Genomic DNA, 15,978 nt, shown 5'->3' on the forward strand with positions numbered 1-15,978 from the left:
TAAGAACGACTTATAAAATTGCTTCCCGTACCCGGATGAGCTTTGTCATTAGTCCTTCAAGCAAGTCCAAATTAAGCATATTTGCGCCGTCGGATTTCGCGTTTGCCGGATCGGGATGCGTTTCGAAGAAAAGGCCGTCTGCGCCTACAGCGATAGCAGCCTTTGCAATTGTCTCGATGAGCGCCGGCTTCCCCCCTGTTACCCCGCTTGCCTGGTTGGGCTGCTGCAATGAGTGCGTGCAATCCATGACCACAGGAACTCCAAAAGCACGCATTTCAGGGATTCCGCGATAGTCTACGATAATATCCTGGTATCCGAAAGTATTTCCGCGATCAGTAAGGATAACGTTTGGGTTTCCGGATTCGGTTATTTTATCAACCGCCCACTTCATGGAACCCGCAGAAAGAAACTGACCCTTCTTAATATTGACAACCTTCCCCGTTTTTGCAGCTGCTATAAGCAGATCAGTCTGCCGGCATAAAAAGGCCGGTATTTGAAGCACATCGACAAATTCGGCCGCCATTGCCGCTTCATCACTCTCGTGGATATCAGTCACACATGGAATATCAAATTCCCGGCTTACTTTAGCCAATATCTTCAAAGCCTTTTCATCACCAATTCCGGTAAAAGAATCGAGTCTCGAACGATTAGCTTTTCGATAAGATCCTTTAAAAATAAGTGGGATCTGGAGTTTGTCGGCAATTGCTACTACTCTTTCTGCAATTCGAAGAACGATCTCTTCACCTTCAACTACACATGGCCCAGCCATCAGGAAGAAATTACTCGATTGAGAATGTCTGATCCGGGGAATATTATTAATCATCAATTTCCTAGTTCCGATAAAAATTTAATTCGCATTAATTGCACCTCTTCACGGGTATAATCATCATCTCCCAGCTCAGCCAGCGCATTGTCAATAGAATCGACCTCCGATCCCCTGAAATAATCAAACACCTCATCCTGGCGGTCTTCTTCAATTAATTCATCAATGTAATAATTCAGATTCAACTTAGTTCCCGAATTGACGATTGTTTCAAGCTCCTTGAGTATGTCATCATAAGATATACCCTTTGCCGAAGCGATATCTTCAAGAGCTATCTGCCGGTCAATATTCTGAATTATAGAAACTTTCAGTGCCGATTTATTGGCGGCACTTTTAATAACCAAATCTACCGGCCGGTCAATATCATTTTCATCGACGTATTTTTTAATCATGTCAATGAATGGCTGGCCAAACTTCATCGCTTTGCCTGAGCCTACACCCTGAATTTGCTTGAGTTCATCGACAGACACCGGATAATGGGTACACATCTCTTCTAAAGACGGATCCTGGAAGATGACAAACGGAGGCAGGTTCTTTTGCTTAGCGATCTTCTTTCTCAGGTCTTTCAGCATTTGAAGCAGCACCGCGTCCAGGGCTCCTCCCTGATGTTGCGCCTCTTCCACCTCGTCTTCGGCATCAGCCATTAAATAATTCAGGATAAACTTTAATGAATGAGGATTATCAATAAACGCCTTTCCGGATTTTGTCAGCTTTAAAAGCCCATAATTATCGATATCTTTCTGAACAAAGTTATTTAGCACAGCCTGACGCAACAAGGACTTCCACAGTATTTCTCCCTGATCTTTTCCCGAACCAAATAAAGGATGCTTATCATGCTCGTATGACGATATCTGGGAATTCTCCATGCCCATCATAAAGTTGATAATATATTGGTCATCAAACTTCTCACCGAAGTCCTTTATTAAGGTTAGTACCTTTCGCAACGGAGCTTCTGCATCAAAATATTTTTTTGCATGGCGGCAATTATCGCACATATTATTACAGCCGGTTTCATTGAAATTCTCACCAAAATAATGGAGGATCTGTTTACGGCGGCATACGGAAGATTCGGCATAGTCAATAACTTCCTTTAATATCTGGGTTCCGATTTCCCGTTCAGAAACGGGCTTATCTTTCATGAATTTGGTAAGCTTGTCTATATCCTTTTGCGAATAGAAAGCTACGCAGATCCCCTCGCCTCCATCCCTGCCCGAACGGCCGGTCTCCTGGTAATATCCCTCCATACTTTTTGGAATATCATGGTGGATCACATATCGAACATCCGGCTTATCTATTCCCATCCCAAAAGCAATAGTAGCCACTATGACATCTACATCCTCCATCAGGAAAGCATCCTGAGTTTCTGCTCTGGTTTTGGGATCAAGACCTGCGTGGTAAGGCAAAGCTTTTATACCATTCAGTTTTAGAGACTCGGCAACTTCCTCCACTTTTTTGCGGCTGAGACAGTAAACAATCCCGGATTTACCTGAATTCATCTTGGCATACCGGACGATTTCCTTAATAACGTCGCGTTTCGCCCGCACTTCATAAAAAAGGTTGGGTCTGTTAAACGAAGATTTAAAAAGTGAAGCACCTGTCATTTGAAGGTTCTTCTGAATATCCTGCTGAACCTTCGGCGTAGCCGTAGCGGTCAGAGCGATGATAGGGATATTATCGCCGATATTATCAATAACCTGCCTTATTTTTCGGTATTCCGGTCTGAAATCATGGCCCCATTCCGAAATACAGTGAGCTTCATCGACAGCTACGAATGATATTGCTATCCCTCTTAAAAAATCTATGTTCTCTATTTTAGTAAGAGACTCAGGGGCTACATACAATAATTTTGTCGCTCCGCTGGTAACGTCTTCCTTAACGCGGGTGATCTCCGACTTGTTTAACGATGAATTCAGAAAGTGAGCAATACTGTCAGTTCCGCCAAAAGCTCTGAGCTGATCGACCTGATTTTTCATCAAAGCTATCAAAGGTGAGATGACGATAGCTGTGCCGTCGCTCATTAATGCAGGCAGCTGGTAACAAATAGACTTGCCACCGCCTGTAGGCATAATAACGAATGTATCTTTTTTCTGAAGTATGCTGGTTATAATCGCTTCCTGGTCGCCCTTAAAGTTATCAAACCCAAAAAAGTTTTGGAGATTGTCGAATAACGATTTGTTTATTTCCATTGCTTAGCTGGAAAAATTAAAAATGGGTCATAATAATATTCAAAATAACATAAATTTGCCATAAATTATCTTTTTCGTTAAAAAATAATCTATTGAAAAATTCCCGGGAAATAATAGAAATAGCCAAAAAAACTCTGCAAATAGAAGCAGATGGTATTACCCGTATTTCTACACAACTAAACGACGATTTTCCCGAGATAGTACAACAAATCTTATACCTAAATGCCCGGGTTATTGTAACCGGCATCGGAAAAAGCGCAATTATAGCACAAAAGATTGTTGCAACGTTTAATTCCACCGGAACGCCCGCAATTTTCATGCACGCAGCAGACGCGATACACGGCGACCTTGGCATGATACAACAAGATGATTTGATTATCTGCATTTCAAAAAGCGGGAATACTCCTGAGATTAAAGTACTCGTACCCCTACTGAAACAGTCTGATAATAAACTTGTTGCGATGGTCGGGGATACAGATTCTTTTCTCGCGCGGCAAGCGGACTGGGTACTTGACACATCGGTTGATATTGAGGCATGCCCTAATAATCTGGCTCCCACAACTAGTACGACTGCCCAATTGGCGATGGGTGACGCATTGGCAGTCTGCCTGTTAGAATGCCGGGAATTCACTTCAGCAGATTTCGCAAGATATCATCCGGGAGGTGCTTTAGGTAAGCGTCTGTATCTAAAGGTAGGTGATCTGGCCGCATTGAACGAAAAACCGGAAGTTTCTTCAGACACTACCGTAAAAGAGGTTATTGTTGAAATAACAAAAAACAGATTAGGTGCGGTTGCTGTTGTGGATGATAGGCAGCTGAGTGGCATCATTACTGATGGCGATATCAGAAGAATGCTTGAAAAATATGATCGCATTGACAGCCTTCGGGCAAAAGATATAATGAGCACATCTCCAAAGTATATAGATAAAGATGAACTGGCAGTAAATGCGCTTGAGGTCTTAAGAACAAATAATATAACCCAGATACTTGTTGGTTCCAAAACCAAATTTGAAGGATTTATTCATCTGCACGATCTGTTGAAAGAAGGTATCATTTAAAAACATTAACAATCTTATGAAACCTGCACGGGCTCGCCGCTCACAAAAAAAACATAAATATAAGTTCGTGCAAGTTTCATAGCCGCCAAAAAACAATTATATTCTAATGAAAAACAACTACGCCTTAATTATGGCAGGTGGAATTGGCAGCAGATTTTGGCCTATAAGCCGCACTGCGCATCCAAAACAATTTATAGATATTCTGGGTACTGGAAAAACCCTTATTCAGCAAACCTACGATCGCTTTCTTAAAATCTTACCGGCAGAAAATATCTTTATACTGACAAACGAGATCTATTGTGACCTTGTATTGCAACAAATCCCCTCGATGGACAAGAGCAGGATACTTTGTGAACCAGTTATGAGGAATACGGCTCCATGTATAGCTTATGGCTGCCATAAAATCGAAAAGTTAAATCCTGAGGCTGCTATAGTCGTTGCACCTTCGGACCATTTGATCCTTGACACAGAAGAATTCGTAAAAAGCATTCGCAAGTCATTGGAAACAGCCTCTGAAAACGACTGCCTGATAACACTGGGGATAAAACCTTCACGTCCGGATACTGGTTATGGTTATATCCAGTATAACACAAAAAAGATAGATGAGGATTTTTTTAAAGTAAAAACCTTTACAGAAAAACCAAATGTTGACTTAGCCCGGACGTTTATACAGAGCGGGGATTTTTTATGGAATGCCGGAATTTTCGTTTGGTCTGTTAAAAACATCCTTAATTCATTTAAAAAATATTTGCCCGAGATAAACGATATCTTCAACGAGGGCGCTCAGCTGTATAACACCGATAAAGAGACAGAGTTCATACAGGCGGCATTTACCCAGTGCACGAATATCTCGATCGACTACGGCATCCTGGAAAAAGCCGATAATGTCTATGTCTTGCCTTCAGAATTCGGTTGGTCGGATCTGGGCACATGGGCGTCGGTATACGAATTGTCGGATAAGGATTATGTTGGCAATGCTGTTATTCCATCAGAGCGCGTAATAATGTACGATTCATCCAATTGTATGGTGAATGTACCAGAAGGAAAACTGGTGGTGCTACAAGGTTTACACGATTTTATTGTGGTGGAAGACAATAATACTTTGTTGATCTGTCCGCGCGATCAGGAACAGGCGGTTAAACAGATCGTCACAGATATCAAGCAACGTTTCGGAGCGGACTTTATTTAGCACTCATTTTCTGTCTCACAGCTTCATATAATAATACTCCGGCCGAAACAGATACGTTGAGTGATTCAATCTCACCGAACATTGGGATCTTAGCCAGGTGGTCTGAAATACGTATCAGATCGGTAGAAATTCCGGTATCTTCTGAACCCATTATTACCGCGGTCGGAACGGTATAATCAGGCTGGTAGATGTATTCAGTAGTTTTTTCGGTACACGCTACCAGCTGCAAACCTGATTCCTGAAGGAACCTGGCTGTTTTGACGAGGCTCTCGTGCCGGCATACCGGAACCTTATAGAGCGCACCTGCAGAAGTTTTGATTGCGTCCGGATTGATCTGCGCAGATCCTTTGGCAGGTACGATAATGGCATGCACCCCCGCGCACTCAGCGCTGCGTGCGATAGCGCCAAAATTCCTGACGTCGGTAATGCCATCCAGCATCAAAACAAGTGGCACTTCTCCCCTTTCGTAAATAGCCGGAATTACATTCTCGATCTTCTCGTAAGTGATTGGTGAGATAAAGGCTACCGCGCCCTGGTGGTTCTTGGGCGTAAGCCTGTTTAATTTCTCAATTGGTACAAGTTGAAACACGATGTCATTTTCCTTCAGCATGCTCCGCAATTCCAGCATAATTCCGCCAGTTAATCCTCTCTGAAGAAAGAGACTTTCTATTTCCTTTCCGCTTCTGATCGCCTCAATGACTGCACGGATACCAAAGACCATTTGATTAGACTCATGAGAAGACGGATCCCGTCTCCGGTTGAAAGAGTTAGTGTTCATTTATACTTTTTTTTGATGGCACCAAGGTAGATATAATTTCTATTTCGGCATTAGAGCGAACAAATTAAGCAAACCCTTTTTTGACTTATTAACATCCGAAAAAGTTATAAACATATTGAATCTGATATTTCAAAAAGCAAACGCGCTTGAATATCCATACTTTCCTAACAGTCAATGTTAACAGGAACACGTTTGAATCAGGTGGCGGCTAATAGTGTGTTTTGCTAAAAATATACGTTGTGAAAAACTAAAAACTTTGACGATCCTTTTTTGCATATTTTTGTTGTCATGAGTTTAGATAACGAACAGGATTTTAGCAGAGGGAACAAAAACACACTGCAGGGCGACCGGAGAAACAGGCTAAGTACCATAGTCAGCGGCCTGGGAAAGTTACCGCCGCAGGCCCTGGATCTGGAAGAAGCAGTACTGGGAGCATTAATGCTCGAGAAAGATGCTCTTTCGGCTGTCATCGATATCTTGAAACCTGATGTTTTTTACAAAGACAGTCACCAGAAGATATTCGAAGCAATACAGTTTCTGTTTCAAAAGTCCTCACCTATCGATATTCTTACCGTTACGGCTCAACTGCGCCAACAGGGTGATCTTGAAATGATCGGTGGCGCTTACTACATCACCGAACTCACGAATCGTGTAGCTTCTGCAGCAAATATCGAATATCATGCAAGGATCATTTCGCAAAAGTTTATTCAGCGTGAGCTTATCCGGATCTCGACTGAGATCATAAGTAACGCATATGAGGATACGACGGATATTTTCGATCTTCTGGACCACGCTGAGAAAAACCTCTTCGACATAGCTCAAAATAATCTGCGCCGAGATTCGAGAAAAATGGACGATATCATACGTGAATCGCTGGAAAATTTGGAGAAGATAAAAGATAAAGTTGACGGACTGACGGGGGTCGCTTCAGGCTTTACGGCGCTGGATAGGATGACTTCCGGATGGCAGCCCTCAGATCTGGTAATCATTGCGGCGAGACCGGCGATGGGTAAAACAGCCTTTGTTTTAAGTTGTGCGAGGAACGCCGCGGTTCAATTCGGGAAACCCGTTGTGTTCTTCTCTCTCGAAATGTCGTCGGTGCAACTGGTTAATCGTCTGATTTCCGGTGAAACTGAAATCGAACAGGAAAAGATCCGTAAGGGCCATCTGGCAGAATGGGAATGGCAACAGCTCCATTCGAAAATAGGTAAGCTTACCGAGGCCCCTCTGTTCATCGATGACACGCCCGCGCTCAATATTTTTGAATTCCGGGCAAAATGCAGACGTCTGAAAGCTCAGTACGATATTCAGATGATCATCATTGACTACCTGCAGCTGATGCACGGAAAAAGTGATGGCAAAGGTGGAAACCGTGAACAGGAGATAGGTAGTATTTCAAGAGCTTTGAAATCTGTCGCCAAAGAACTTAATGTCCCTGTTCTGGCCCTTTCGCAACTAAGTCGTGCCGTGGAAAACAGGCCCGGAGGCAGTAAGAAGCCCATGCTTTCGGATCTACGGGAATCGGGATCTATTGAGCAGGACGCTGACATGGTCCTTTTTCTATATCGCCCCGAGTATTATGGTTTGACCGAAGACGAACAAGGGCGCTCGACCGTTGGTATCGGTGAGGTCATCGTAGCAAAACACCGTAATGGCGAGACCGGAACAGTGCCACTTCGCTTCGTCGGAAAGTTTGTGAAATTTTTAGATCTCGAAGAAGATTTCTCTGTTTCTTCCAATCCGAATCCTTTTGCAGGAATAGCGCCTTCCCAGGATTTCGAAAAGCCTAATAATTTTATCATCCGCCCATCCAGGATGGATGACCTGGATGATGAGCCGCCATTCTAATAAGGCTAGTGCCACTTCAGCAGTTATAAGAAAAGGCCCAGCAGGATACCTGCGAGGATCAGGAATGGTGTTCTGACCCTGGTAAATAATAGCAACAGGAAGGTAATAACGACTATACCTACTGTCATCAGGCTTATCCCGAAAGGTTGTAGCAGTAAGAGGAATGCTGCCCCCATAAATCCTACTGATACGGCATTTATTCCCGACAGAGAGTTTTTAATCCTGGTAATCTTTCTCAGATCGTTCCAGAAGGGGACAATAAAAAGAATAAGTATCAAACCAGGCAAATTTATCCCCAGAACAGCGATCAGGCCGCCTGCAACCTGTCCGTAAAAATCGTAGCCCGCATTTTTTAATGTCATTCCGCCTACAAAGGAAGTAAACGCAAAGGTTGGGCCTGGAAGTGCCTGCTGCAAGGCATAGCCAGACAAAAACTGGTCAGAGGTCAGGTAATCCTTCATACCGACAAACTCTGTATACATGAACGGGACTAATACCTGCCCGCCGCCGAAGATCATTATGCCATTGCGATAAAAGTTCTCGAACAAACGTATAGGCAAGCTAAACGGCGAAGTCCGGTTAATTAAAGCACCAAGTCCTGCAAAAAAGAGCAGTACACCAATAAAATATGCAATTTTCCTGGGATTGATCTTCGCAAACAGCTTACTTCTGATCTCCGTTTCTTCTAGTGGTGTGTCTATTGCCGACGAGATTATACCCGCAATAAGTATTATGATCGGAAAGGCGTATGCGTTTCTGAGAATAAGAGTGGCGATAAGTGAGGCGCCGGCAAGCCAGAATGCTGTTTGAGTTTTAAGAATTGAACGGCCAATCTTAAAAGCAGCATAGCCCACTATACCCACTGCAACGGGCTGTATGAACTCAAGCACCCGGGCAAACTTCTCCTTTTGGCCAAGCATCGTATAACTAAGCACTGCAACTGTCATAATGGTAGCTGAAGGGATTATCCAGATTAAAAACGCTGTAATCGCAATAGGTAATCCCCCTACCTTGTAAGCAATTCCAACCAGTGTCTGAGTGGACGAGGGACCTGGCAAGACCTGTGTCAGCGCATTGAGCTCCAGCAGTTCGCTTTCAGAAATGTACTGCCGCTTATGAACAAAGTTCTTCAGCATCATTCCCAAGTGCGCAGTAGCGCCACCGAATGCTGTGAAGGTAAACCATACCACATCACTTAAAAATAACAGGTGGCGTTTACTGGGCATGACTTAATCGTCTTCGTAATCTAAGCCCATGATCGAATTATAAACACCCTGCAATTCTGAGAAAGCGTGCATATCCCTTGCACCCCGGGCGATCTCCATTCCTTTCTTATAGGTAGATATAGCGTCGGCTTTACGGTCTATTTGTTCGTAAAGCTTTCCTGCATGATAGTATGTGCCTACGTAATCCGGATGATTATTCAGAAGATCTTCATAATAGATTATGGCTTTCTCCCACTCATTTGAGTTCAGATATTCCGTTGCTATCGCATATTTCAAAAATGGATCATTAGGTTCATTTTGCAGGAAATTCAGAAGCTTTTCTAATCGTATATGGTGCATTTTATTTTAGCTTTTTTGAGTAGATTTGTAAAAACCGAATCTATATGAAGATATTAGTTTGTGTCAGCAACGTACCGGATACAACAACAAAAATAACTTTTAGCAGTGATAATACCCAATTCAACACAGCAGGGGTTCAATATATACTGAACCCGTATGATGAGATCGCTTTAGCCCGTGCCATCGAGCTATCCGAAGGCGGTAAAAGCACAGTCACTGTTATTCATGTAGGCGAATCATCTTCTGAGCCGACGATAAGAAAAGCGCTGGCCATTGGTGCAGATGATGCGGTACGTATAAATGCATTTCCGCGCGATGCCTATTTTGTGTCTTTCCAAATCGCAGAATATGCTAAGTCAAATGGGTTTGATCTGATCTTAACCGGCAGAGAGTCGATAGACTATAATGGCTCGCAGGTTGCTGCCATGATCGGTGAGTTTCTTGACATTCCATCCATTTCCATTATTAAAAAACTAAACACCGATGGAAATAGTTCATCCATAGAGCGTGAGATAGAAGGCGGAAAGGAAATGATAAAAGTTGATTTTCCCTTTATTGCAAGCTGCGCCGAAGGTGTTGCTGAACCAAAGATTCCTAATATGCGAGGTATTATGTCGGCAAGAACTAAGCCCCTGCAGGTTTTAGAAGCAAAGGAAATAGAAAAGCTGGTTTCATTTAAATCTTACTCCACTCCTGCCCCCCGCGGTTCTGTAAAGATGTTAACACCGGATGAAACAGAAAAGCTTGTTGAATTATTACATACAGAAGCAAAAGTCATTTAATACAATATTAATTTCCCTCAGGGGGTAAAAAGCGAATATGTCAGTTCTAGTATATGTAGAGAATGCGGAAGGCAAGTTTAAGAAATCTACGTTTGAAGTAGTTTCTTATGCCAAAGCTATTGCAGATCTTTTAAGCACGGATCTTATTGCAGTATCAATCGGAACCGTAGCACAGGACGAATTAAATGTCCTGGGAAAATACGGGGCATCAAGAATACTTAATATAAGCGACGACAGACTGAAAACATTTGTTAACCAGGCCTATGCAACGGTGATTTCTGAAGCCGCGGAAAAAGAAGGGGCAGATGTTGTCGTATTGGCGAATTCATTTAGCGGCAAAGGACTCGCTCCGCGAATTGCAGTTAAATTAAAGGCCGGGCTTGCGGATTCGGCCATCGGGCTGCCTAACTTGGAAAACAACAGTTTCACCGTCCGGAAAACAGCATTTTCAGGCAAAGCCTTTGCGCTTGTTGAGCTTAGTTCAGCAAAAAAAGTGATTGCATTAAATCCCAACTCTCACCAGCTCAAAGAAATCGCGGCTGAAGGAAAAATTGAAGCATACCAGCCAGAAATAAAGGAAAGCGACTTGCGCATCAAAGTGACCGATGTTGTACGTGCTACCGATAAAATCGCTCTTCCGGATGCCGAGCTGGTTGTGTCGGCCGGCCGGGGATTAAAAGGCCCTGAGAATTGGAAGATCATAGAAGATCTGGCGGAAGCGCTCGGAGCGGCCACTGCTTGCTCAAAGCCTGTGTCAGACGCTGGGTGGCGTCCGCATGAAGAACATGTTGGCCAGACCGGGATTGCCGTAAGCCCTAATCTATATATTGCTGTTGGAATTTCAGGCGCTATACAACACCTTGCTGGCGTCAGCTCATCTAAAACTATCGTGGTAATTAATAAGGATCCGGAAGCACCATTCTTCAAAGTTGCAGATTATGGCATAGTTGGTGATGCATTTGAAGTAGTACCTAAATTAACAGAAGCTGTAAAAGCTTACAAATCACATTCCTAATAGCGATGGTGATCTGCGTACATGTTAAGCTTTTTTAATGAAGAAGATAAAATTAGATATAGTTGGGTTATCTTATAGTCAGACACAGTCAGGTGCTTATGCCTTGGTCCTTGGCGAGGTAAACGGCCGAAGAAGACTACCGATTATTATTGGAGGGTTTGAGGCTCAGGCAATAGCGATTGAGATTGAAAAGATGACTCCGAGCCGGCCACTTACACACGATCTTTTTAAGTCAGTCGCCGAAGCTTATTCCATCAATGTGCAGGAAGTCATTATCTACAACCTCGTAGATGGAATCTTTTACGCTAAACTTATCTGCAGTGATGGCAAAAAAACAACAGAAATAGACGCGCGTACGTCTGATGCTATAGCTCTGGCAGTAAGATTTGAATGCCCGATCTATACGTATGAATTTATCCTGGCAACAGCCGGGATCGTCATAGAAGGAAACGAATTTGTATTTCTCGAAAATATTGAGCCGCAACCGGAAGAAAAAACTCCTTCGGCAACAATAAGTTACAGCTCGCTGAGTGATGCAGAGCTGAAGACAAAACTCAAGGAAGCCCTTTCTGATGAAGCTTATGAAAGAGCCGCGAAAATACGTGACGAGCTTTCAAGGAGAAAATCTTCTTAGCAGATCATCCTGCAGTTTTTATAACGCATTGGTTTATATTTAAATTAGTCCTATCTTTTGTTATAAATATAGCTGCTTAATATGAATATAAAACTGCGTCTGATCACCCTTAACTTCCTTCAATTCTTTATCTGGGGTTCCTGGTTAATATCTCTTGGCGGGTATATGATCGTTACCCTGCAGTTTACGGGAGTTGAAGTAGGCAGCATATTTGCCACAATGGGAATCGCCTCTTTATTTATGCCGGCGGTTATGGGAATTATTGCGGACCGTTTCTTTAATGCCGAGCGCGTATTGGGAGCCTGTCACATCGCTGGTGCGTTGCTGCTGTTTCTTGCAGCTCAGATAAAGGATTATCCGTCCTTGTATATTATAATGCTGTTTTATTGTATGGCTTATATGCCTACTATAGCTTTAGCGAACACCGTGTCCTATAATGCTCTGGAAAAGAGCAACATGAATATCGTAAAGTCTTTCCCTCCTATTCGTGTCTGGGGTACGATAGGATTTATAATTGCTATGTGGGTTGTTGACCTGCTTAACCTTACGAAAAGCCCGCTACAATTATATGTAAGTGCTGCAGCCTCTCTGCTTCTGGGACTTTATGCTTTTACAATGCCACCCCGCCCGCCTTTAAAATCCGGCGATGCACGGAGTTTTTCTTCAACATTGGGACTGGACGCACTGGTGCTCTTCAAATCGCGGAAGCTCGCCATATTTTTTATTTTCTCTATGTTCCTTGGCGCCGCGCTTCAAATAACAAACCTATTTGGCGGTTCATTCCTTGACGATTTCAAAACCACTTATCCCGATTCATTCGGTGTTCAGCATCCAAACCTGCTGTTGTCTATTTCTCAGATCTCAGAAACGCTGTTTATTTTAACGATCCCCTTTTTTCTTCATAAGTTCGGTATCCGTAAAGTAATGTTATTTAGCATTATAGCGTGGGTATTACGCTTTGCGCTATTCGGCATCGGTAATCCGGGTGATGGCTTGTGGCTCCTCGTGCTGTCCATGGTAATCTACGGGATGGCATTTGATTTCTTTAATATTTCAGGCTCCCTATTTGTAGAAAGGGAATCGGATCCCGCTATCCGGGCAAGTGCACAGGGTCTGTTTATGTTAATGACAAACGGACTCGGAGCATTCTTTGGTGGAATATTAAGCGGCTGGGTTGTTGATTTTTTCACGGCTGGCGGCATTCGCGACTGGCAAAGCATCTGGTTCACGTTTGCCGGCTATGCGCTGATACTGGCAGTTATATTTCCAGTGGTGTTCAAATACAAGCACTTGCCTGATCAGTTAGAGGCAGTGAAAAATGAGCTGTGAGTATTGAGATGAGCTATGGGCGGTGAGAAATGAGCTCATAGCCCAATGCCCATAGCTCATCTCAATACTATCTATTTTTCAACTCAACGTAATCACGAAGCGTTTCACCCACATAAATTTGTCTCGGGCGACCGATCGGCTCCTTATTTTCACGCATCTCTTTCCATTGTCCGATCCAGCCTGGTAAACGTCCAAGAGCAAATAAAACTGTAAACATATCTGTTGGGAAACCTAAAGCACGATAGATGATCCCTGAGTAGAAGTCTACATTCGGATACAATTTTCTCTCTACAAAATACGGATCATTCAGGGCTGCAGTTTCCAATTTCTTAGCAATATCAAGAACTGGATCACTAATACCCAACTTGTCCAATACATCATCACAAGCCTTCTTTATAAGCTTTGCTCTCGGGTCAAAGTTTTTATAAACCCGGTGACCGAATCCCATCAAACGGAAAGGATCATTCTTGTCTTTTGCTTTATTGATCCATTTATCTGTATCGCCGCCATCATTTTTTATTTGCTCCAGCATCTCGATCACGGCCTGATTTGCTCCACCATGTAAAGGGCCCCACAAGGCCGAAATCCCGGCAGATATTGACGCATACAGATTACACTCAGACGAACCAACCATTCTTACTGTAGATGTTGAACAATTCTGCTCATGATCGGCATGAAGAATGAACAATACATTCATCGCCGACACAAATACAGGATCTATTTCTACGTCTTCGGTCCTCTGACCGAATGTCATATTCAGAAAATTGCTTACATAATCAAGCTTGTTCAGCGGATAAATTACCGGGTGACCTAAAGACTTTTTATAGATCCAGGAAACAACCGTTGTCATTTTGGCCAAAAGCTTAATAATAGTTTGATTTTGTTCCTCTGCCGACTGCCTTGAATTAAGAGATTCAGGATAAAAAGCTGACAATGAGCATATAAGAGAAGACAACTGACCCATTGGGTGAGACTTAGAAGGAAATCCATCAAAGAATTTCTTCATATCTTCATGAACCAGGGTATGTTTAGAAATATCAGTTTGGAACGCATCCAATTCACGCTGTGTTGGTAATTCTCCGTAGATCAGAAGATAAGCAACTTCAAGAAATGTTGATTTTTGGGCAAGCTCCTCGATCGCGTATCCACGGTATTTTAATATTCCCTCTTCGCCGTCCAGAAAAGTTATAGCACTTTTTGTAGCACCCGTATTTTTGTAACCAGAATCCAGGGTAACATAGCCGCTTTGATCGCGAAGTTTTGAAATATCAACTGCTTTTTCCCCTTCAGTACCTTCAATGATTGGTAATTCGTACGTTTTATCTCCTATGGTTAGGGATGCTGATTCAGACATATTGGTTTATAGTAGTTATTAGACAAAACTAATAATTATGGTGGTTTATGTGGTAATTTTCAGGAAAGGTTTTGCAATATTTTTGTTAGCGGAATGTAATTCGCGCTAATCTCCAACTATTTAATGAAAATCAAAGAGCTCTAAAAAGGTATTTTATATAATTCCAGCTTAAGCTTCCGGCCTATTTTGCGCCGAGGGTGTCTTTGACTTCACCACAATTCAGCATTTCGTCACCATAGTAAGGATTCATGACTTCCTTCTCAGCGGAAAGCCAATAAGCTCCTTCGCCTTCATTTGCCATTGGGCAATATTGAACGAACAACGTTCCTGAGTTTACATCTGCATGCTTCATCAGAGCAATCACGTCAGAACTTAATGCTGTAAAATGAACGCGTTGTTCTTTTAAATCTTTAGCATTTGAAATTTTACCAGCCAGAGCTGCCGTATTCTCGCAACCATCAACCTTGGAAAGTGCAAAGGCTAGTTCTTTTGCAGCCTCTTTCGCAGCAGGGAAGTCGGAGGAAACAAGCACGTCTTTCAATGTTAGATAGTGGTTATACACCTGCTGTGTGTTCTCATCTTTAATATCAGCAATTGACGTTGAAGAAACTGAGGCAGAATCGGCTGTGTTCTTCTTATTTGAATCGGCAGTCTGGTTACAGGAAACAGATGCACATGCGATAATTAATCCGGAAACAATTAGTTTTACTTTCATCATGGTTCGTTTAATTTTCAAATATCGGTAATTATTGGTAAACGAGATCAAAAAACAGAAAGTCCCGTAAATACGGGACTTTCTGACAGATCTATGATCACAAACTAAACCCGTAGGCTAATCGCAAAGCAACCTGCCCCGGGTTCTTGAGCGACAATAAATTTGCGCTGCCGGTCATTCCTTCATAGCGCAATCCGACGTCTATGCCTAAGTTCGTTCCAACCCCTATCCCCGGTGCATATACAAAAGCCGTCTTTGCTCCATCACGCATAGGAAAGGCTGCTCCAACCTCACCGGAAAAGTAAAATCTCTGTACCGGGAATACTTTAAGACCTACCTTTACCGGGATGTAGTCCAAATTATCAACTATCTCGCCGGCCGGGGTTACAGCTGAATAAATTTCAGAGTCTACGGAGAAGGTATTATATCCTACCGACAATAATCCTGAAACGTTACTTGTAAAGTCCTTTTGTAATCTAAGATCCCCGCCAAATGCAAATTTATACCCGTCGGTAGTAGGGATGCCAGCATTCAGGCCAATTCCCAAACGTGTGGCTTTAGAATCTCCATCACTCGCAGGTGCATTGGTTTGCGCGTTGGAGTTAGATGATCCGATAAGAATAGCAACCGCAGCTGCTGCAGATGCAAATAAAAATTTAGTCTTGTTCATAAGGTACTGTTTAGAGTAATAATTAAACTCAT

15 protein-coding genes are annotated in these 15,978 nt (G+C 42.8%); 7 read left to right on the top strand and 8 right to left on the bottom strand.

Annotated features, from left to right (window positions below):
- Positions 1-10: 10 nt before the first annotated feature.
- Positions 11-823, bottom strand: a complete 813-nt coding sequence (gene kdsA / locus P2W76_RS03795) for a 3-deoxy-8-phosphooctulonate synthase (RefSeq protein WP_276346173.1) — start codon at positions 821-823, stop codon at positions 11-13.
- Positions 823-3,009: a DNA helicase RecQ gene (gene recQ / locus P2W76_RS03800; RefSeq protein ID WP_276346175.1), complete on the bottom strand. Its 2,187-nt coding sequence runs from the start codon at positions 3,007-3,009 to the stop codon at positions 823-825. Before recQ ends, kdsA begins: the two co-directional genes overlap by 1 nt.
- Positions 3,010-3,101: 92 nt before the next feature.
- Here recQ and P2W76_RS03805 point away from each other — a divergent pair, with 92 nt between their 5' ends.
- Together P2W76_RS03805 and P2W76_RS03810 are read left to right on the top strand one after the other, a co-directional pair.
- On the top strand, positions 3,102-4,067 hold the full coding sequence (locus P2W76_RS03805) for a KpsF/GutQ family sugar-phosphate isomerase (protein ID WP_276346177.1): 966 nt from the start codon (positions 3,102-3,104) through the stop codon (positions 4,065-4,067).
- A gap of 106 nt (positions 4,068-4,173) precedes the next feature.
- Positions 4,174-5,256 carry a mannose-1-phosphate guanylyltransferase gene (locus P2W76_RS03810; RefSeq protein ID WP_276346178.1) on the top strand — a complete coding sequence of 361 codons (1,083 nt, stop codon included), beginning with the start codon at positions 4,174-4,176 and terminating at the stop codon, positions 5,254-5,256.
- Here the strand turns inward: P2W76_RS03810 and rlmB are convergent.
- Positions 5,249-6,034: a 23S rRNA (guanosine(2251)-2'-O)-methyltransferase RlmB gene (gene rlmB, locus P2W76_RS03815; RefSeq protein WP_276346179.1), complete on the bottom strand. Its 786-nt coding sequence runs from the start codon at positions 6,032-6,034 to the stop codon at positions 5,249-5,251. The two genes, P2W76_RS03810 and rlmB, sit on opposite strands and share 8 nt — an antisense overlap.
- Positions 6,035-6,322: 288 nt before the next feature.
- On the opposite strand from rlmB, the gene dnaB reads away from it, so the two are divergent.
- The gene (dnaB, locus tag P2W76_RS03820; RefSeq protein ID WP_276346180.1) at positions 6,323-7,882 is read left to right on the top strand and encodes a replicative DNA helicase; all 1,560 of its coding nucleotides are present in this window, start codon (positions 6,323-6,325) and stop codon (positions 7,880-7,882) included.
- 23 nt (positions 7,883-7,905) lie between these two features.
- On the opposite strand, the gene chrA is transcribed toward dnaB, so the two are convergent.
- Positions 7,906-9,108 carry a chromate efflux transporter gene (gene chrA, locus P2W76_RS03825; RefSeq protein WP_276346181.1) on the bottom strand — a complete coding sequence of 401 codons (1,203 nt, stop codon included), beginning with the start codon at positions 9,106-9,108 and terminating at the stop codon, positions 7,906-7,908.
- Between the two features lie 3 nt (positions 9,109-9,111).
- Positions 9,112-9,447: a tetratricopeptide repeat protein gene (locus tag P2W76_RS03830; protein WP_276346182.1), complete on the bottom strand. Its 336-nt coding sequence runs from the start codon at positions 9,445-9,447 to the stop codon at positions 9,112-9,114.
- A gap of 44 nt (positions 9,448-9,491) precedes the next feature.
- On the opposite strand from P2W76_RS03830, the gene P2W76_RS03835 reads away from it, so the two are divergent.
- From P2W76_RS03835 to P2W76_RS03850, 4 genes are all read left to right on the top strand, one after another.
- The gene (locus P2W76_RS03835) at positions 9,492-10,229 is read left to right on the top strand and encodes an electron transfer flavoprotein subunit beta/FixA family protein (RefSeq protein WP_276346183.1); all 738 of its coding nucleotides are present in this window, start codon (positions 9,492-9,494) and stop codon (positions 10,227-10,229) included.
- A 37-nt stretch (positions 10,230-10,266) separates the two neighbouring features.
- Positions 10,267-11,244: an electron transfer flavoprotein subunit alpha/FixB family protein gene (locus P2W76_RS03840; protein WP_276346184.1), complete on the top strand. Its 978-nt coding sequence runs from the start codon at positions 10,267-10,269 to the stop codon at positions 11,242-11,244.
- 37 nt (positions 11,245-11,281) lie between these two features.
- On the top strand, positions 11,282-11,878 hold the full coding sequence (locus P2W76_RS03845; protein WP_276346185.1) for a bifunctional nuclease family protein: 597 nt from the start codon (positions 11,282-11,284) through the stop codon (positions 11,876-11,878).
- Positions 11,879-11,959: 81 nt separating this feature from the next.
- On the top strand, positions 11,960-13,207 hold the full coding sequence (locus tag P2W76_RS03850) for a nucleoside permease (RefSeq protein ID WP_276346186.1): 1,248 nt from the start codon (positions 11,960-11,962) through the stop codon (positions 13,205-13,207).
- A gap of 67 nt (positions 13,208-13,274) precedes the next feature.
- Here P2W76_RS03850 and P2W76_RS03855 read toward each other — a convergent pair whose 3' ends face one another.
- The 3 genes from P2W76_RS03855 to P2W76_RS03865 all read right to left on the bottom strand — a co-directional run bounded on the left by P2W76_RS03855 (position 13,275) and on the right by P2W76_RS03865 (position 15,946).
- On the bottom strand, positions 13,275-14,561 hold the full coding sequence (locus P2W76_RS03855; RefSeq protein ID WP_276346187.1) for a citrate synthase: 1,287 nt from the start codon (positions 14,559-14,561) through the stop codon (positions 13,275-13,277).
- 181 nt (positions 14,562-14,742) lie between these two features.
- Positions 14,743-15,279 carry a DUF3347 domain-containing protein gene (locus P2W76_RS03860; protein ID WP_276346189.1) on the bottom strand — a complete coding sequence of 179 codons (537 nt, stop codon included), beginning with the start codon at positions 15,277-15,279 and terminating at the stop codon, positions 14,743-14,745.
- A gap of 94 nt (positions 15,280-15,373) precedes the next feature.
- Positions 15,374-15,946, bottom strand: coding sequence for a hypothetical protein (locus P2W76_RS03865; protein ID WP_276346190.1), 573 nt, complete (start codon positions 15,944-15,946; stop codon positions 15,374-15,376).
- Positions 15,947-15,978 lie beyond the last annotated feature (32 nt).

This window comes from Daejeonella sp. JGW-45, assembly GCF_029360805.1.
Taxonomy (GTDB): domain Bacteria; phylum Bacteroidota; class Bacteroidia; order Sphingobacteriales; family Sphingobacteriaceae; genus Daejeonella.

What these genes read in the sequence shown, in the direction of transcription:
- kdsA (WP_276346173.1), bottom strand. Translation starts at nt 823, where the DNA reads ATGATTAATAATATTCCCCGGATCAGACATTCTCAATCGAGTAATTTC.
- recQ (WP_276346175.1), bottom strand. Translation starts at nt 3,009, where the DNA reads ATGGAAATAAACAAATCGTTATTCGACAATCTCCAAAACTTTTTTGGG.
- P2W76_RS03810 (WP_276346178.1), top strand. Translation starts at nt 4,174, where the DNA reads ATGAAAAACAACTACGCCTTAATTATGGCAGGTGGAATTGGCAGCAGA.
- rlmB (WP_276346179.1), bottom strand. Translation starts at nt 6,034, where the DNA reads ATGAACACTAACTCTTTCAACCGGAGACGGGATCCGTCTTCTCATGAG.
- dnaB (WP_276346180.1), top strand. Translation starts at nt 6,323, where the DNA reads ATGAGTTTAGATAACGAACAGGATTTTAGCAGAGGGAACAAAAACACA.
- chrA (WP_276346181.1), bottom strand. Translation starts at nt 9,108, where the DNA reads ATGCCCAGTAAACGCCACCTGTTATTTTTAAGTGATGTGGTATGGTTT.
- P2W76_RS03830 (WP_276346182.1), bottom strand. Translation starts at nt 9,447, where the DNA reads ATGCACCATATACGATTAGAAAAGCTTCTGAATTTCCTGCAAAATGAA.
- P2W76_RS03835 (WP_276346183.1), top strand. Translation starts at nt 9,492, where the DNA reads ATGAAGATATTAGTTTGTGTCAGCAACGTACCGGATACAACAACAAAA.
- P2W76_RS03840 (WP_276346184.1), top strand. Translation starts at nt 10,267, where the DNA reads ATGTCAGTTCTAGTATATGTAGAGAATGCGGAAGGCAAGTTTAAGAAA.
- P2W76_RS03845 (WP_276346185.1), top strand. Translation starts at nt 11,282, where the DNA reads ATGAAGAAGATAAAATTAGATATAGTTGGGTTATCTTATAGTCAGACA.
- P2W76_RS03850 (WP_276346186.1), top strand. Translation starts at nt 11,960, where the DNA reads ATGAATATAAAACTGCGTCTGATCACCCTTAACTTCCTTCAATTCTTT.
- P2W76_RS03855 (WP_276346187.1), bottom strand. Translation starts at nt 14,561, where the DNA reads ATGTCTGAATCAGCATCCCTAACCATAGGAGATAAAACGTACGAATTA.
- P2W76_RS03860 (WP_276346189.1), bottom strand. Translation starts at nt 15,279, where the DNA reads ATGATGAAAGTAAAACTAATTGTTTCCGGATTAATTATCGCATGTGCA.
- P2W76_RS03865 (WP_276346190.1), bottom strand. Translation starts at nt 15,946, where the DNA reads ATGAACAAGACTAAATTTTTATTTGCATCTGCAGCAGCTGCGGTTGCT.